The sequence below is a fragment of the Streptomyces sp. JLBT605 genome, assembly GCF_058215555.1.
Map to the genome: position 1 here is coordinate 37,317 of NZ_CM177087.1, position 15,157 is coordinate 52,473.

Annotated in this window: 15 protein-coding genes and 1 pseudogene; 4 read left to right on the top strand and 12 right to left on the bottom strand. The window is 68.2% G+C overall.

Annotated elements, in window-relative coordinates:
* Positions 1 to 38: 38 nt before the first annotated feature.
* From AC4BDD_RS00195 to AC4BDD_RS00225, 7 genes are all read right to left on the bottom strand, one after another.
* Positions 39 to 290, bottom strand: coding sequence for a hypothetical protein (locus tag AC4BDD_RS00195; protein ID WP_490688882.1), 252 nt, complete (start codon positions 288 to 290; stop codon positions 39 to 41).
* Positions 290 to 952 (bottom strand): aldo/keto reductase, encoded by a 663-nt coding sequence (locus tag AC4BDD_RS00200; RefSeq protein ID WP_490688883.1) that lies wholly within the window; start codon positions 950 to 952, stop codon positions 290 to 292. Before AC4BDD_RS00200 ends, AC4BDD_RS00195 begins: the two co-directional genes overlap by 1 nt.
* The gene (locus AC4BDD_RS00205) at positions 949 to 1,341 is read right to left on the bottom strand and encodes a winged helix domain-containing protein (protein WP_490688884.1); all 393 of its coding nucleotides are present in this window, start codon (positions 1,339 to 1,341) and stop codon (positions 949 to 951) included. Before AC4BDD_RS00205 ends, AC4BDD_RS00200 begins: the two co-directional genes overlap by 4 nt.
* A 69-nt stretch (positions 1,342 to 1,410) precedes the next feature.
* Complete coding sequence (locus tag AC4BDD_RS00210; protein WP_490688885.1) at positions 1,411 to 2,079, bottom strand: JmjC domain-containing protein; 669 nt, start codon at positions 2,077 to 2,079, stop codon at positions 1,411 to 1,413.
* Between the two features lie 65 nt (positions 2,080 to 2,144).
* Positions 2,145 to 2,525 (bottom strand): hypothetical protein, encoded by a 381-nt coding sequence (locus AC4BDD_RS00215; RefSeq protein ID WP_490688886.1) that lies wholly within the window; start codon positions 2,523 to 2,525, stop codon positions 2,145 to 2,147.
* Positions 2,526 to 2,741: 216 nt separating this feature from the next.
* A complete protein-coding gene (locus tag AC4BDD_RS00220; RefSeq protein WP_490688887.1) occupies positions 2,742 to 3,152 on the bottom strand; it encodes a DUF6233 domain-containing protein in 411 nt (136 codons plus the stop codon).
* A gap of 212 nt (positions 3,153 to 3,364) precedes the next feature.
* The gene (locus AC4BDD_RS00225) at positions 3,365 to 4,258 is read right to left on the bottom strand and encodes an aminoglycoside phosphotransferase family protein (RefSeq protein WP_490688888.1); all 894 of its coding nucleotides are present in this window, start codon (positions 4,256 to 4,258) and stop codon (positions 3,365 to 3,367) included.
* A 400-nt stretch (positions 4,259 to 4,658) separates the two neighbouring features.
* Between AC4BDD_RS00225 and AC4BDD_RS00230 the strand changes: the two genes are divergently transcribed.
* Both AC4BDD_RS00230 and AC4BDD_RS00235 read left to right on the top strand, forming a co-directional pair.
* The gene (locus AC4BDD_RS00230; protein WP_490688889.1) at positions 4,659 to 5,468 is read left to right on the top strand and encodes an ATP nucleotide 3'-pyrophosphokinase; all 810 of its coding nucleotides are present in this window, start codon (positions 4,659 to 4,661) and stop codon (positions 5,466 to 5,468) included.
* Between the two features lie 592 nt (positions 5,469 to 6,060).
* Complete coding sequence (locus AC4BDD_RS00235; protein WP_490688890.1) at positions 6,061 to 6,858, top strand: hypothetical protein; 798 nt, start codon at positions 6,061 to 6,063, stop codon at positions 6,856 to 6,858.
* Between the two features lie 183 nt (positions 6,859 to 7,041).
* On the opposite strand, the gene AC4BDD_RS00240 is transcribed toward AC4BDD_RS00235, so the two are convergent.
* The 3 genes from AC4BDD_RS00240 to AC4BDD_RS00250 all read right to left on the bottom strand — a co-directional run bounded on the left by AC4BDD_RS00240 (position 7,042) and on the right by AC4BDD_RS00250 (position 10,747).
* Positions 7,042 to 7,749 (bottom strand): tyrosine-type recombinase/integrase, encoded by a 708-nt coding sequence (locus AC4BDD_RS00240; RefSeq protein ID WP_490691992.1) that lies wholly within the window; start codon positions 7,747 to 7,749, stop codon positions 7,042 to 7,044.
* Positions 7,689 to 9,137, bottom strand: coding sequence for a hypothetical protein (locus AC4BDD_RS00245; RefSeq protein ID WP_490688891.1), 1,449 nt, complete (start codon positions 9,135 to 9,137; stop codon positions 7,689 to 7,691). Before AC4BDD_RS00245 ends, AC4BDD_RS00240 begins: the two co-directional genes overlap by 61 nt.
* 350 nt (positions 9,138 to 9,487) lie before the next feature.
* The gene (locus AC4BDD_RS00250; RefSeq protein WP_490688892.1) at positions 9,488 to 10,747 is read right to left on the bottom strand and encodes a tyrosine-type recombinase/integrase; all 1,260 of its coding nucleotides are present in this window, start codon (positions 10,745 to 10,747) and stop codon (positions 9,488 to 9,490) included.
* A gap of 122 nt (positions 10,748 to 10,869) precedes the next feature.
* Here AC4BDD_RS00250 and ku point away from each other — a divergent pair, with 122 nt between their 5' ends.
* Together ku and AC4BDD_RS00260 are read left to right on the top strand one after the other, a co-directional pair.
* A complete protein-coding gene (gene ku, locus AC4BDD_RS00255) occupies positions 10,870 to 11,706 on the top strand; it encodes a non-homologous end joining protein Ku (protein WP_490691993.1) in 837 nt (278 codons plus the stop codon).
* A gap of 473 nt (positions 11,707 to 12,179) precedes the next feature.
* On the top strand, positions 12,180 to 12,788 hold the full coding sequence (locus tag AC4BDD_RS00260) for a hypothetical protein (RefSeq protein WP_490688893.1): 609 nt from the start codon (positions 12,180 to 12,182) through the stop codon (positions 12,786 to 12,788).
* 262 nt (positions 12,789 to 13,050) lie between these two features.
* Here AC4BDD_RS00260 and AC4BDD_RS00265 read toward each other — a convergent pair whose 3' ends face one another.
* A complete protein-coding gene (locus tag AC4BDD_RS00265) occupies positions 13,051 to 13,422 on the bottom strand; it encodes a DciA family protein (RefSeq protein WP_490688894.1) in 372 nt (123 codons plus the stop codon).
* 687 nt (positions 13,423 to 14,109) lie between these two features.
* A pseudogene (locus AC4BDD_RS00270) lies at positions 14,110 to 14,788 on the bottom strand (HNH endonuclease family protein).
* Positions 14,789 to 15,157 lie beyond the last annotated feature (369 nt).

The following is a 15,157-nucleotide window of genomic DNA, read 5'->3' on the forward strand; positions in this document are numbered from 1 at the left end:
GGGCGTGGTGGGCACGCATGCGTCGTTCGGTGTCGGGGTCAGGGGGAGGCGAGTACACCAGTGATCTCCCGCAACTTGGCGGTGGTCAGGGAGGGTTGAGCGACGGTGTCAGCCGCCTCCTTCCAATGTGGCGTACTCGAGGCCGCGATGAGGACGTCCGTCACTCCTGGGCATGACGCGACCGCCAGGACGCACGACTGCGCGGGGGTCAGGCCCGGCCGGATGAGGTCGGCGAGCTCCTGGTCCACCATGCCGGGCAGCTCACCGCCGTGCAGGGGAGCTGAGGCCATCACCCGCAAGCCCGCGCCGGCGGCGGCCGGGAGCGGGCCCCGCCGTGAAGGGCCTGCACGATCGGCGTCATCATCACCAGGCTGACCGGGAGCTGAAGCGCAACCATGTGGTGACGCTGCCCGCCGGCGGCTTCGGCGGCCAGGGCGAGCAGCTCCCCCACCGTGAATGCCCCTTCTTCCAGGCCCCTCCAGGTGGCGACCCCGTACCCGGCCACATGCCCGGCCTCCACGGCTTCCGCCAGGACGACGAACGCCTCCCGCATCGCGCGGTGCAGAGCGGGTCGGTCGCCGGGGTGGGCGCGCTCGGGGTTGTGCAGCAGGAGCAGGTCCAGCCGCTCGCGCCCAAGCTGCTCGCGGTTGCGGCCGGTCTGCCAGCGCACGTAGTCCGGAGCGAGGCTGTGACCGGCGGCCGCTTGGTCCTGGGTGAGGACACCGGCGTTCACGGCGTCGGTGCCGGTGGCCGCCGTGAAGTAGCCAGCTTTCGTCGCGATCTGCAAATACGGGTGCGCGGACACGGCCGGAGCCAGCAGGTCCTGGGCGCGGCCGGTGGCGTAGTTGGGGGCGGTGTTGATCCATTGGGCGCCGGAGGCGGCGGCACGGGCAGCCGCCTCCGGGATCGCCCGGCACCGGTAGGTGCCCAGAGCGAGCCGGGCTGTCGTCACAGCAGGCTCCCCACGACGGCGGCCTGCCCTGAAACGAGCTCCTGGACCAGCCCGACGACGTCCTCCAGCGCGAGGCCGGCCGTGTCGGCGAGCGTGGCCAGGTCCACGGTGCGGCCGTCGACCAGCGGGCGCAGCACCGCCTCCGCCGCGGGGGCGAAGTCGTACACGGTGCCGGCGGCGGACAGCGTCACCGCGTCTTCGCCCGTCTCCAGGACCGCGCGGGCGGTCGTCAGCCGTACCTGCAGGTGCGCGTCGGCCGGGATGCCGTCGATGTACGGCAGGCTCGGCACCATCCGGCCGACGGCCTGACCGTCCATGGCGGCCCGGTAGCGGGCGAGCAGTTCGGGATCGTCCAGCAGTTCGGCGAGCCGCTCGCGTATCCCGTCCACAGCGTCGGCCTGGAGGTCCGGCGCGGCGAGCAGCGGCAGGTCGCGGCGCCAGTCCTCGTGCGTGAGCAGCTACTCGGACACCCACGCCATCAGGTCGGTGGGGGTGTGGGTCTGCAGGCCGCAGGTGACGTGCAGGGAGCGCACGCCCTGGTCGGCGGAGACCGCGTGCCAGACGCCGCGCGGCACGTACAGCACGTCCCCGGGATGCAGGACCAGGTCGGCGACCGGCTCGGTCGGCGCCTCGCCGGGATCCTCGATGTCCCGGTACAGGGGGAACGGGCGGGTCGTGCCGTGGATCCGCCAACGCTTGGCGCCGTCCAGCTGGACCACGATCGTGTCGTGGTCGTCCCAGTGAACCCCGAAGCCCTCGGAGCTGGTCCAGGAGGCGTACAGGTTCGCCTGCACGCGGGTGCGCAGATCGCGTTCGAGCGCTTCGGTGAGCCGGGCGATCGGCGGGTGGAGCTCGTCGACGCTGTCCAGGGCGAGTGAGGCGCCCTCGGTGAGGCGGGCGTGCAGTTCGGCGGGGTGCAGGCGGTGCCAGACGGTGTGCCGGCGCGTGGCCACGGGGGTGGTGTACCCGCCGGGCAGCAGCGTCTCGCCGTCGCGGGAGAGCCGCATGCGCGGCGGCTCCAGACGCTGGCCGGCCAGGATCTGGCTGAGGTCGTCCCAGGTCATCAGTCCGGCGGCGTGGAGCGCGCCGGGTACGTGGCGCGGGCCGGCCGGATCGGCGAGCCGCACGCGGTACGAACAGCTGGGGCGCGAATCAGCCCGCTGCCTTGGGCGGCGGGCCGATTCCGTGTGTCTCAGGGCTGTTGGAGTCGCGGGAGGAGGACATGGTTGAGCAGGGCGGCGAGCTGCGCCGGTGCGCCACTGTCCCGGCCCTGCTGGGTGCAGATGGGCTCGAACTCGTCTGCGGTGAAGGGCTGGCCGGGTGGGTGCTGCCGGATCTGCTCGAGAGCGAGCCACTGCTCCGGCGTGATTGGCTCGTCGACCTGGTCAGCCAGTGTGTCGGGTTTGGCTTCGTCCTCGGCAGGGAGCCGGGTGCGCATGGCTTCCATCTCTGCGGCGAACTGCTCGTCGGTGAGGTGGTCGAAGTGGGAGCCGCGATCGTAGGCGACGCTGATGCGGCTGCCGTCGGGCAGGTAGGCGGAGCGCACGGTGAGCGCGGGACGGGTTTCTGCCATGCCAGCTCTCCCCTGATAGATGAGTGTGGGGGCGTCTGGGGTGTGATCACCTTCCGCTTCCCGCAGCCGCGGGTCAAGAGGCTTGCGCGGCTTTGCATGGGGTGGCCCCGCCGACGGGGGGATGCAGCGGGGCCTGGCCGCAGTCTCACACGCGCATAAGTGCCGACGGGGGCCGACGGGGCCGCCCCGGCGAATGCCACTCGGCCAGCCGCCGGTTCAGCTACGGAAGGCTTGGTCCGGCCTGCAGACGTCGCAGCACGCCACGGCGGGGTTTCCGAGCAGGCCGGCTGCCTCGTCGGTGGGGATGAGGGTGTGCTCGGAGCGGACCTGCCAGCAGTCGCGGCGGTGCAGGCATCGGGAGGGCCCGTCGGCGTACTGGTGGAGCCGCTCCAGCGCCCACTGGCGTCCGGTGGCAGCCCCGGCGGTGGGGACGGCGCTGTAGTCCTCGCCCAGGATCCGGGTGATGCGGTCGGCGGGCACGCTGATGGGAGTGGGGGCTCCGGTGACCTCGGTGCGTCCGTCGGCGTGCTGGTAGCGGAGGGGCAGGATCGCCTCGGCCTCGAACCACCACTCGCCGTCGGCGGTGCGAGTGCGGCCGGTGATGTCCAACTCTTGATCGTCCGGCATCTTGGCCCGGGCTCAGGGCCCCGCCTTCGATCGCCATTCTTCCGCCGCATCCACTGTTCGATAATAAATCGAACACGGGGTGGGTTGGTATCGCCGCCTGACCTCTCGCAGCGAAGGTTGAGGGTTTTCACCGAAGGTTGAGCACTGAGTCGCGCAAGACCGGACGGATGGGAGCCGAATGGTCCACTGAGGCTCGTCGCTCCGTGCCTACATCAATCTCCCAGAACACGATCGAGCGCTGCCCGGCCTGCGGGTCCCCATGTCGGCTTGCCGCCAGGAAGGCCCCGGTCTCCGCTCTGGCCCATCAGCATGAGGAACAGGCTCTTCAGGGTGGCCAGCCCGCGGGCACGCTGGATCGTCCCCTCGTCTGCCTGTGCGTATACGTCGAAGAAGCGTGAGGCGGCGCCTGCGGGAAGGATGACCCATGCGGCGGCGAGGTCCCACGCCGGATCGCCGGCGAACATGTCACCGAAGTCGACCACGCCCGAGAGCGTCCCGTCCGAGACGACGACGTTCGCCGGATGCAGGTCGCCATGCACCCACAGCGGTGGCCCCTCCCACTCGGGCGCCGCGACGGCGTCGTCCCAGACGGCCCGGACATCGTCGGTGAGGTCGTCGGGGACGACGGCGTGGAAGAAGTGGTCGAAGCCGTCCATGCACTTCTTGGGGTGGTCGCCGCGGTCCTCACTGATCGGCGCGTCAGCGGGCGCCTCCACATGGAGTGCCTTGAGGAAGCCCGCCAGGGTGTCGGCCGCGTGGTCGCCGCGGCTGATCGAGGAGTAGTCCAGTGGCTCGCCGGGAACCCACGTCATGACGGTCCAAGGCTTCGGGAAACGCGCGGACGGTTCACCGATCCGCACGGGGATCGGAACCGGGAGCGGCAGTCGCGGAGCCAGGACGGGCAGCCACCGGCGTTCCTTGAGGTGGAGGCCCGGGGCCCGTTCTGTTTGCGGCATGCGCACGGCGAACTCGTCCCCGAGGCGCCACTGCTGGTTGTCCCATCCTCCAGCTACTTCGCGGATGGCGAGCCCTGCAAGGTCTGGATGCTGCTCCTGCAGCAGGTCGTGGACCAGGTCTGCGGTGATCTCGATCTCAGCGTCGGTCATGCGAAGCCACAGTAGTGAGGCAGGCGGAGTGGCCACTCAACCTTCGCTGAGAATGCTCAACCTTCGATGCGATAGGTCACTGCCGGTGGCCCTCCCCTCCTCACCGAGCATTGACGGATCTCACGGACCTTGACCGGTCCCGCTGTGGGTCGGCGCGCGGCGGCCGCGCTCAGGCGTCCAAGGTTCGCGGAGACAGTCACCGGCTCGGCGGCTAGCTGACAGCACCGCTCCGCCGCACGATTTCGCCGCCGGACGGCACCATCACGCCAATGCCCGAGATCTCGAACTGCGTCGCGGTACTTCTCCGTCCTTCCTCCTGTTATCACCGGCGACGATCACCGCCCACCCCGTTCATCCGGTTCAGGCGGTGCCACGCGCCAAGAAGGGACACTCCCGCCGTATGAGCACGCACCACCTGGGCCGGGCGGCCTCCGTACTGGCCGCCGCTCTCGCCCTGGCCACAGCCGCTACCGGGCTCACCGCGTACGCCGCAGACCCCTCCGGCGCGACGGGCAAGCACACCACCACCATGCGCAGCCGAGGCGACGCGGGGCAGTGTGACGACGCCCCGGGCAGCTGGGAGCGCGACGGACTGTGCCTGAACGCCGCGGACAATCGCAAGGTCGACGCGTACCTTGTCCGTGCCCGCGCGGCTGAGCCGTCGATCAGCCGCGATGTACGGGCTGCCGCCTACCTCAGCCAGGCGGAGCTCGTCGGCTTCGACTACCGCCTCAAGTCCCCCGACTCCCTCAAGCGGAAGGTCGCCACGGACCTCAAGGAGCATCCGGAGCGCAACACCGACGACGTCCTGGCGCGCCTGAGTGACGCGGTGCGCTACACCCTCCAGTGGCCCGACAACCGCTACGTCACCGGTGTCACCATCGCCTCGGAGTTGCTGTCCGCCTGGGGCGGCGACACCACGAAGTGGTCGAACACCTGGGGCCGCGAGAAGGGCTACAAGGGACTCAACACAGGCTGGCGCGCGCCCGGTTCGCGGCAGCTGTTCGAGGTGCAGTTCCACACCCCGGCGAGCAAGCACGCCCAGGAGGAGACGCACAAGCTGTACGAGGAGCAGCGGCTACCGTCGACCAGCCCCGAGCGCAAGAAGGAGCTGCAGGAGCAGCAGGACGCGATCTTCGCCGCGGTCCCCGTTCCAGACGGCGCTCCCGCCCTCGCGCCACCCGCCACTCGCCTGGCGCCGGCCGCCTGACGTCCACTGCGCAGCCCCGGCCGCCTGCCCGGGGCTGCCCTCAGTTTCCCCGCGCCACCCGCTGACCCGGCATCTGCGAGTCCGCGATCCGGTCACCCTCCTCCCGAAGTCGGAGTCGTGAGGGACTGCGGGCCGATCAGCAGCGGGACCGGTCAAAGATCGGCGAGACAGGTCACCTGGTGCTCGATGTGGCCCTGACCAGCGGCATCCGACCGCCCTCGCGCTTACGCTGGAGGTCCCAGGGGGGCCTGGGAGGTGCGGCAAATGCGGCCGGTATGGAACGGTTCGGTGTCGTTTGGCCTGGTCACTTCTCTGAACTAAGACGCCGACGGCTTGACAACAGCCCAGTGTTTCCTTCGCTAGGCCCGGGTTGGTGAACGGACCCTTGCTCGGTTGCACGTATGCGCGCTGGATGCCGAGCGAGGCTGTGCGGCTCTCAGCACGGACGCGGGCAGTCCATCGGGTGGCGGCAATACGCCGTCTGCCCCAGTCATGCGTGGCCATACAGAAGTGCGGGTCTTCGGACCATAGCGTTCACCTGTAGCGATCAAGAGTGGACGGCGCCTCGCGCCGTCCGACAGAAAGGCATGCTATGGCAGGTTTCGAACTTCCCCCTCCTCAGAAGCCCAACCTCGAGAAGGTCAATCAGTCGCTGCGGAACCATGGGATCGACCCCGACAAAATCGATTCCATTCCGACGGTGGATCCGACACAAAGCCCCTACCGGAAAACGCTCGAAGAATTTGCGGACCGCCTGCCGCTGTGCTCCGTGATGTGGCCAACGCGCCAGTGGTACACACTGTCCGAACGGCATAGAGTCAGTAAAGACGTCGCTCTTAACGACGGCGAGGCAAACGACACTTATGCCATGAACTGGTCTGACACGACATCGGAGACCAACAGCATTTCAGTATCGGCATCCGTGGACGTCACCATCAAGGAAATCGTCAAGGTCGGCATGAGTACCACCTACGGTCATACTTGGACCACGGGCCACGCGGAAGGCACAGCCTTCACCATCACCATCCCGCCGCAGCACTTCGGCTGGATCGAGAGAGCCACCTTGATCAGCAACATCGAAGGGGACTTCATCTTCACCGGCTCGATGGTCCTCGCCACCCCAGATGGAACAGTGATCATGAGAAATGGTCCTTTCATGGATCCGTTTCGCTATCACGGGACGTTCTCTGGACCGGCTGATGTGGCTGGTGCCACAGGGCTTCTGATCGGAGTGACACGCAAGGCCAAGCCCGAAGAACTCGCGAAGTATAGGGATCAGCTCCAGCCCAAGAGAACCGGTAGTTTCCTGGTTGCACCATCCAATATCTTCTACGAGCCCGCCTTCACCGACGGCGGACGTGCCAACGAGACTGTGCTAGCGCCCAAATAGGCCTCCTTACGGGTTGTAGTGGACTGACCAGCTGCTGACACACGCCCTGTGACAGCTCGATAGCTGTGACGTCAATTCCTAGGCTGGCAGCTGGCCGTTGACCTTCGTGTGCCGGCCCACAGGTCGAGCACCCCCTGCTTGCTACAGACACTTCGCAGGGACGAGTCGGGTGGTCGCCTCAGGTCACGTGGCGCGTGGGGCCATCGGGCCGAATATAGGCATTCCTAGGTCGATTGCCTTCCGGGCTCGCGCCGCTAGCGCATCGAGCTGGGTGAGTTTGTCCTGGGCACCGGCCAGGCTGACCCGGAGCCCTTCGAGCTCGCCGAGCCAGCCCTCCCGCTCCGCCTCGGCGATCCGGTCGAGGAGGTTGTCGCGGATTTCCACCAGCCGACCACGCTGGGCGGGGTCGGGACGCAGGAGGGAGCAGCGCACGCAGGCGTGCTCGTGGACGCAGGCGGTCCCGTAGGCGCGTGCGCAGGTGCCGACGGAGAGTTTGCGGCGTTCGAAGTGGCCGAGGAAGTCCTCCCACTCGGCGTCGGTGGGGGTGCGGTACTCCTCGGCAGGCCGCAGAGCGCGGCGGCGGGTGATGAAGGCGCGGTGGGCTTCGATGGTCTCGGTGGGGTAAACGGCGTGGTAGCCCATCGTGGTGTTGATGTTGGTGTGGCCAGCGATGACCTGGACGATGTGGGGTGGCAGGCCGGAGCGGATGGCGTCGGTGATGAACAAGCGTCGGAAGTCGTGGGGCGCGAAGTCCAGGGGCTGGCCGGTGGAGTCGGTCAGGCCGATGAAGGCGAGGACCTCGGACAGGGCGTTACGGATGAATTCGCCGCTTATGCGGGAGTTCTCGCCGCCTCTGTCCCACTGGAACAGTAGGGGCGCCGGGGGTTCCAGGCGCGTTCTTCGTAGTCGTAAGCGGCCAAGAGCGGGATGGCGCCGGAGCGCGGATCGCGGACGCGGCGGATGATCGTGGACAAGACGTCCGCGAGCTCGGGGCTAACGAGCAGAACGCGCTCCTGATCATTCTTGGATGGGGCGATCTGCAGCAAGGGGACGACCTCACCGGTGGTGGGCAGCCGGTACTGAATCACGGCGTGATGGCTGGTCTCCAGCATCTCCTCGATGCGGGCGCCAGTGTGGCGGAGGAATTCCACGGCAGCCCAGGCCCAGAACGCGCGGTGCTCGGCCTGGTCGAAGCGGAGAAGGGCACCGCGGGCGTCGCGGGCGTTTGCGGTGGTCACGTTCTTGGTGCGGGTGTAGACGGTATCGCCGAGGGTGAAGGTGGCGCCGGGCGGTATGGCCAGGAGGGCTTGGAGCCGGGCCAAGTGGTGGCGGTGGTGGTCGGCTGCGGCTTTCGCGAATGTCTCGAGGGCCGGGAGACGCGCGCGGGTCCGCTGGTCCATGCGCGCCTTGACTCGCTTGACGCGTTTGCGGTCGTAGGTCTCTGACTCCTTGATCGGGCACGGTGCTACCCAGGGCCCCCATCGGGCTGGTTCCTCTGCCGCCCAGCGGGCGATGTCCAGGTAGAAGGCCCGCACCGCCACGAGCAGCAGGGCATGATCGGCCCGCTCGACGATCGTCTCCTCGAGGGTGCCGTCGGGTCGCTTCCGGCGCTGGATCCGGGTCCGGAAACGCTCCTTCCAGGCACTGGCGACCCCGGGCGGCAGGTCGAGGGAGTTGATGCCCGGGTGGTGGCGCTCCAGGTCGGACCAGAAATTCCGGGTCAGGGCGCGGGCCAGGTTGTCCAGGGAGCTGTAGTCGAGCTTCGGCCGACGTTCCTCCAGGTAGTCGATCAGGAGCCGACGAATCGGCGCGCATGCCACACCGTGACGGTCGACAAGTTGCTCGCAGGTGAGCTGCCCGGTGACCCGGTCAAGAAGGCGCAAGGTCGCCGGCGCGTCGGGTGGCAGGTGACCCAAGTCGCGAAGCCACGAGTAGAAGAGCGTTCCTCCTTTTTCGATCTGCGATTGCCGCAGCTCGATGAAGTACTGGATCGCGTCGCCAGCGGTGATGTCCGCCAGACCTCCGCCCTTGGCGAGCATGATGCGTGTCAGGGCCAGGCGGGCGCGGCCTCCTCCAACGGCCGCCCAGCGTTTTGGGCCGACGCTTTCCTGCAGACGCGTGTAGCCCTCGCGGTCACGTGTCTGTTCGACGAGTTGGCGCAGGTGGGTGGTTCGGTGGCCGAACTGCCACGTCAGCGGGAGTCGTATCACGTCGGCGCTGGCCAACACCAACAGCCCGGTCTGGATGGTCGTCCACCGGGCCTGGGCTGCTGTGCTCACCCAGGCATGGCCCTTCTGGGCCCAGCGGTGAGGGCCCTCGGCTGCCGGAGATGCCTCCCATCTCTCCTGCCAGCTCTCGCCGGGGAAGCCGGCCAGCCAGGCCAGGATCGCTCGCGCTCCGCTTCTGCGGCACCACCGAGTGTGCGCCTTCTCCGCCCGGAACGGCGGACGGTCCAGGAGTGCGACCACCTCGTCCGCGGACCAGCACGTCGTTGGCCATCGTGTCCCGGCGGATCGAGCCGGGAACCGGGCCTGGGCCTGCCGCAGCATGCCGCCCGCGGCCTGCGGAGCCCGCGGCCGGCCCTGAGCCCGGAGCTGTGCTGAGCCGGTCGAATCCCGGACGCGGACGTTCACCGACCCCTCCCGAACAGGTCGTTGAGGGACTCGGTCCGGTACCCGGCAGCCGGGACCGCTGGCATCTGGGCCTGGCTGATCTGCCGCTCATGGTGTGCGCGGACTGCCTCGACGATCTCGTCCCGACCAGCCGGGACGTAGATCTGGGTGGTGGTGAGATGCGCGTGGCCCAGGACCCACTGCACGTCCGTCAACGCCAGCTTCGGATCCCGAGCCATCCGGTACGCGGCCGTGTGCCGCAGATCGTGCAGTGTCCAGTTCGCCCCGAGCAGCGCGTTGGCCCGGTTCAGCATCGCCCGCGCCGCGTGGTAGGTCAGCGGCCGAAACGGCCTCCGCAGTGTCCACCACAACGCCTTCTCCGCGCCCTGGGGCGCCCCCGCTCGCCAGGCCTCCTCCTGATACAGCCGCAGCCAGACAAACGCGTCCGGCGACGACGGCAGCTGCTGGTACGCCTGCGTGCCCTTGCGGATCACTCCCAGCAATTGCTCACCGGGCAGCGGGTCGCGCTGGCGGCTGGTCAGCAGCTCGCTCGCCCGAGCCCCGTTGGAGACCCAGAACGCGAGCAGGGCCCGGTCCCGGTTGTGGCCCAGTGCGGCGAACAGATCGTTGAACCGGCCATCGGGTATTCGCCGAGGCAAGCGGCGTGGCACCGAAGGTCGGTACCGGCCTCCGGTCGACTGCCGTGTCACCGGGCCTGCGGCGACCGGCCGGCGGCGGCGCTCTCGCGCAGTGGGGAACGGGTTGATGATCGGGCCCGTGCCCTCCTCCAGATGGAAGGCGTAGAACGACCGCAGCACGGTTTCGCAGTGTGCCTGCGTCGACGCCGAGTACAACCGGCCGGGCGCGGCCCGGCCGGTCACCGGATTCGGCCCCGTGACTGATGGCCGGGACACCCGCGAGGGGGCGATCGCACCCGGGCTCTGGCGGCGCCAGTGGGCACGGCTCGGCTTCGGCGCGATCCGCATCCACCGGGCGAAGTCCCGCGCGTCCACCCGCGTCGCCCGGTCCCAGGCCACATCCCATCCGGAGAGAAACCGCCACCACCGCAGGAGGTCCATCCCATAGGACCGGATCGTCGTCGCCGGCCGCGAACACGCCTGAAGCTCCGCGAAGAACGCTTCCACGGGTGCGACCACGGCACCGTCCTCATCGAGCAGCGCGTAGGGCCGTGCCGGGTCGGCCGTCTCCACCAACCCACCGGCCTCTGGAAGCACAAAGTCCACCAGATCCCGGCCCGAACCACCAGTCTCAAGCATGACCGGGAAGCTAGCAGATACCCCATCTGACCTGCGAATATGCGGATCTTGGTTCAGTCAACAGCACGATCCCGATTAAGGTCTACCCCGCCACGGAAGATCGCTCGATCAGCTTCCGGCAGATCCACCTGCCCGACGAGGGCCGAATCCGCTACCGCAAGCTCTGCGATCTCGAGGACAAGGAAGTCGACCAGGAGGAGATCGGTCGAGCCTACGAGGCCGGCCCGGACCAGCTGGTCCCCATCACCGACCAGGACCTGGACGAGCTACCCCTGCCGCCGGCCAAGGCCATCGAGGTCGAGGCCTTCGTGCCAGCCGAGCGCATCGATCCACTTCAGTACTCCCGGCCCTACCTGCTCCAGGCCGACGGCGAAGTGGCGGCCAAGCCCTACGTGCTGCTCCGCGAGGCGCTCAAACGCAGCGACAAGATCGCCATCGCGAAGTTCGCCTGGCACAACCGGGAGCGACTGGGCGCGCTGCGCGTGGTGGGAGACACGATTCTGCTGCAGTCCATGCGCTGGCCCGACGAGGTGCGTTCCGCAGAGGGTCTGGCCCCGCCAGCCCAGGTGGAGATCTCCGATGCGGAGGTCGATAAGGCACTGGCGTTGATGGAAGCGATCGGCGGCATGGACTTGTCGGCGGAGCGGGACCGGTACCGGGAGGCCCTGGAGGCGGTCATCGCCGCCAAGGCCGAGGGGAAAGAGCCCCCACGGGCCGAGGCCGAGGAGGCGCCGACGGGGAAGGTCGTTGACCTGATGGCGGCGCTGAAAGACAGCGTGCGGGCAGCCCGGGAGTCACGCGGGGAAGACGCTGTCGTACATGAGATGAGCGGCCGCCGCCCGGCGAAGAAGACTGCGGCGAAAAAGACGGCATCGAAGCAGGTCAGCGCAGGCACAAAGAAGGCCACGGCCAAGAAGCCGCCCGCGGAGACGACGCGGCGGAAGAAGACGGCGTCCTGACGCTGCTTCGCCTTTCTCCTTCAGGCGCGGCGTCGGATGGGCAGCTGCCCGACCTCCTCCAGGAGTTGGGGAGGCGTCGGGAAGTATGCTGCGCCCGTACTCGGTGGCGACGACGGGCGGAACACCCGGGCCCAGTCCGAGGTCGCCCTCGACGACGTCGCCCGGACCGGCGGCATGGACGTCGCCCCCCATCGAGAGTCGGACGGGTCCCGCCCCGAATCCCGGTGTGAGCACGGCTGAGGGTGGCTCCTCCAGGCGACTGACCGAGTTTTCTTGCTCAAGACTGTCATTCGGCAGGGAGCATCCCCTGAAGCGGAATTCAACTATTCGCTTGAAAGGCCCTCTATGCACTTCTGCCACTTACTTGGCTGGAATGTGATTGTGGCGTCACTATACCGAGAAGTAATCTCTCGTATTGACCTGTCAGGGGGACCGAACTGCACCGAGCAGGTTTTAACAGGAGGGGGAAGACGATGAAGATCGGCACCAGAGGAAAGAGTCTACTTCTTGCCGGGTCCTTTGCCGCCATCGCCTGTATAGGAATCCCGTATTCCGCTCAGGCGGACGGTGGGGCTGGGACTCCACCTGAGTCGAGTCCCGTTTCGTTCGAGGACGACCCTGGTTCGGAGACGGTACCGGCCACCGCCACAGGACTCCAGGAGGGGCGAGTGGTCGAGCTGGTTCCGGAGGTCGTCGAAGACGCCGAGGCACACCCGCCGGCGATCGGCGATGACGAGTCGGCAGCCCAAAGCGCCACCAAGTGCACGGCCAACGGGGACACTTGTCAAATGATCAAGGGAAAGAAGCTGAAGATCGATTCATGGACGACGACCGCCTACCAGTTCCCGAACGATGGCCGGAAGTGCAACATTCTGGCGACGTTCAAGTACAACGTCACCATTCAGCATCCGGGAGTATGGGATATTGCAAAGTTCCCCGGCTGCAAGACTGCTCCTCCGCGGGGCTACATCAAGTGGTCATCCCCCAATGTGGGCCCCGTCACCTTCAGTGGCAGGACCTACGTCGACGTCTCATGGACGAACGGCTTCGGAACGACTCCAAAGGCCGAAATTCATAAGTAGCACGCAGCTGGAGGCCGCGGCTGTGAGAGGCTTTGTGGCATGACCAGCGACCATCGCCTCATCCCGACGGTCGGGTACCCATCGCGCTGGCGGGTGTTCCTGCGCCGGTTGGTGCAAGTGCCAGGCATGTTCCAACTAACGACCTGGGCCAATGCAGCCTTACCCCTCGTTCGGGGACGTCTGGACTGGATCTTCGACAGCCCGTCACGAACCCACCGACGCGGCTGAAACAGGGTCTCTTCCACATCCCAAGGCAGACGCCTCATACAGCGATGGTGCCTGTCGTTCCCTTCACCACGGAACGGCAGGCACCATCGTTTGTGCCCCTCGCCCCTGCGCGGCGGGCCGGGGCGGCACCGACGGCCAGGACCCGGACACTGCGCACGGCGTCGATGGTCACCGCCTCGTTGGCCGCGGTCACGATGCGGGCGCTGATCAGCCGGAGCTGGGTGGCGTAGGCCGGGGAGTCGGGGCGCAGGTCCAGCTGGCCGGTCTCCGGGTGGAAGGCGGCGGCAGCCACACGGTCGGGCAGCTGCGGTGCGACGGCGGCCGCGATGTCAGGCCAGCGGTCCAGCACCGTGCCGCCGGCGGCCGGGAAGTCCCAGGCTCGGTCGGCCATCAGGCGCTGGAGCACGGCGGCGAACCCGGACGGCTCCCGCCCGTTGCCCGTAGGCGCTGGAGTTGGCTGACGGCCGCACCACGGCGGCGCCCTGACGCACGGCGCCGCCCCGTTCGAGGAACCCGGACGGGGCGGCGCCGCATCGGGCCGGCCACGAACTGGAGGCGGCGCTGGGCATGTGTCTTCCTTGGCCAGAGCACATGCTCAGCCGAAGCCGCATGCAGATACGGCAGCCGCCATCCCGGGTGATCAGGTACGGCAGACCGCTCGCTGCCGAGGGTAAAGATCAAATTAGAAACTGGGGTGCCGTCGCTGCCCGGGTACCAGTTCTTGCTCATCGAGGCGAGATCGCCGCCCCCGTACGGAGAGAGATAGCTGATGTTGTGGTAGTGGCCATCTTCCCTATCCAAACAGTCATTCCAGCCGTACGTGCCGGCCCGAAGCCAGATGGTCCTGCTGGCGCCGAGGGTCGCTCCGTTCTTCTGAACCCAGTTGTAGTTGCCGGCAGCCAGACTGATCTGGTACCCGGCCGGCCCGACCGCGCCCTCGCCGACACCTCCGCCGCCGCGCCCGGCGCTCGGACTACGGCCGAGGACACCGCGCTGGCCCACTCCGCCTTCAATCCGGCCTCTACGGCCCGCTGCAGGGGCGAGCCAGCTGCCTCCGGTGATCGAGGACGCGGCACGCCGCAGCGGGTGTCATTCAGCGGGCTGGGGTGTAGCTGATCTCCGCGTCCGGGCAGCCGGCCGCCAGCGTGGCGAGAGCTTCCGCCTCGTCCGCGTCGTCGGCAAGGCCCCAGCGGGACTTCACCACGGTCCACTCCGCCAGGTAGCGGCAGTGCGCGCCGGTGTCGGTGGGGAGCCACTCATTGGGGTCCTGGTCGGCCTTGCTGCGGTTCTCCCGCGCGGTGACCGCGACCAGGGGCGCGGGGGTCGCCCAGGTCGTTGGCGTAGTCCTGCCGCTCCTGCGCCGACCAGCCGGATGCGCCGGAGTCCCACGCTTCGGCGAGGGGGACCATGTGGTCGATGTCCAAGCCGCGGGCGCCGTCGACGTCCGTGTCGTCGTAGTAGGAGTACCAGGTGCCCGCGGTGATGGTGCACCTTCCGGTGACGGTCGGCTCCTCGATCGCCTCGTCGAGCAGGACTTCGGCCCTGGTGTTGCAGCCGTCCCGGTCGGCGTCCACCCAGTGCCGGAACTTCGACCGCTCATAGCCGTCCCGGGATTCGTCCTCCACCGGCAGTGCGACGATCGCCTCCCGCAGCGTGGTGGTCACCTCCGCCGTCGGCGCGGCCGACGCAGCTGGCACGGGCGCTGCGGCCATGCCGGTCAACGCGGCCGCGGCGGCGAGTGCGAGAAGCGTGGACCTGATGGGAACCCGCATGAAGGTGAGCCCTCCTGTCCGTGGACTGCGCCCCGGTCCTACCCAGGCCGCCACATCGGCAGGCCGCGGGCACACGAGGACCACCCGGTAGAGCGATATGTGAAACAGCTGGGGCCCTGGACTCGTGGTGAGTCCAGGGCCCCAGATGATCGAGCGCCCGGCAGGCCTTGCACCTACATTTGCCACCGGATGGTGGGCGTCTTTCCTTGGACCACAGACGCGTGACCCCAGCGCCGTGCACCGGAGTTACATCGAAGATCATACAGGATCCGGTGCGTGTCCCATGCCTCCGCAGCGACTACTTTGCGCGGCCGACGGTCGCACCGAGGCGCTCAGCGTCCTTGCCGCCCGGCATCCGGAGCAGGCACA

What these genes read in the sequence shown, in the direction of transcription:
- AC4BDD_RS00195 (WP_490688882.1), bottom strand. Translation starts at nt 290, where the DNA reads ATGGCCTCAGCTCCCCTGCACGGCGGTGAGCTGCCCGGCATGGTGGAC.
- AC4BDD_RS00215 (WP_490688886.1), bottom strand. Translation starts at nt 2,525, where the DNA reads ATGGCAGAAACCCGTCCCGCGCTCACCGTGCGCTCCGCCTACCTGCCC.
- AC4BDD_RS00220 (WP_490688887.1), bottom strand. Translation starts at nt 3,152, where the DNA reads ATGCCGGACGATCAAGAGTTGGACATCACCGGCCGCACTCGCACCGCC.
- AC4BDD_RS00225 (WP_490688888.1), bottom strand. Translation starts at nt 4,258, where the DNA reads ATGACCGACGCTGAGATCGAGATCACCGCAGACCTGGTCCACGACCTG.
- AC4BDD_RS00230 (WP_490688889.1), top strand. Translation starts at nt 4,659, where the DNA reads ATGAGCACGCACCACCTGGGCCGGGCGGCCTCCGTACTGGCCGCCGCT.
- AC4BDD_RS00235 (WP_490688890.1), top strand. Translation starts at nt 6,061, where the DNA reads ATGGCAGGTTTCGAACTTCCCCCTCCTCAGAAGCCCAACCTCGAGAAG.
- AC4BDD_RS00250 (WP_490688892.1), bottom strand. Translation starts at nt 10,747, where the DNA reads ATGCTTGAGACTGGTGGTTCGGGCCGGGATCTGGTGGACTTTGTGCTT.
- AC4BDD_RS00260 (WP_490688893.1), top strand. Translation starts at nt 12,180, where the DNA reads ATGAAGATCGGCACCAGAGGAAAGAGTCTACTTCTTGCCGGGTCCTTT.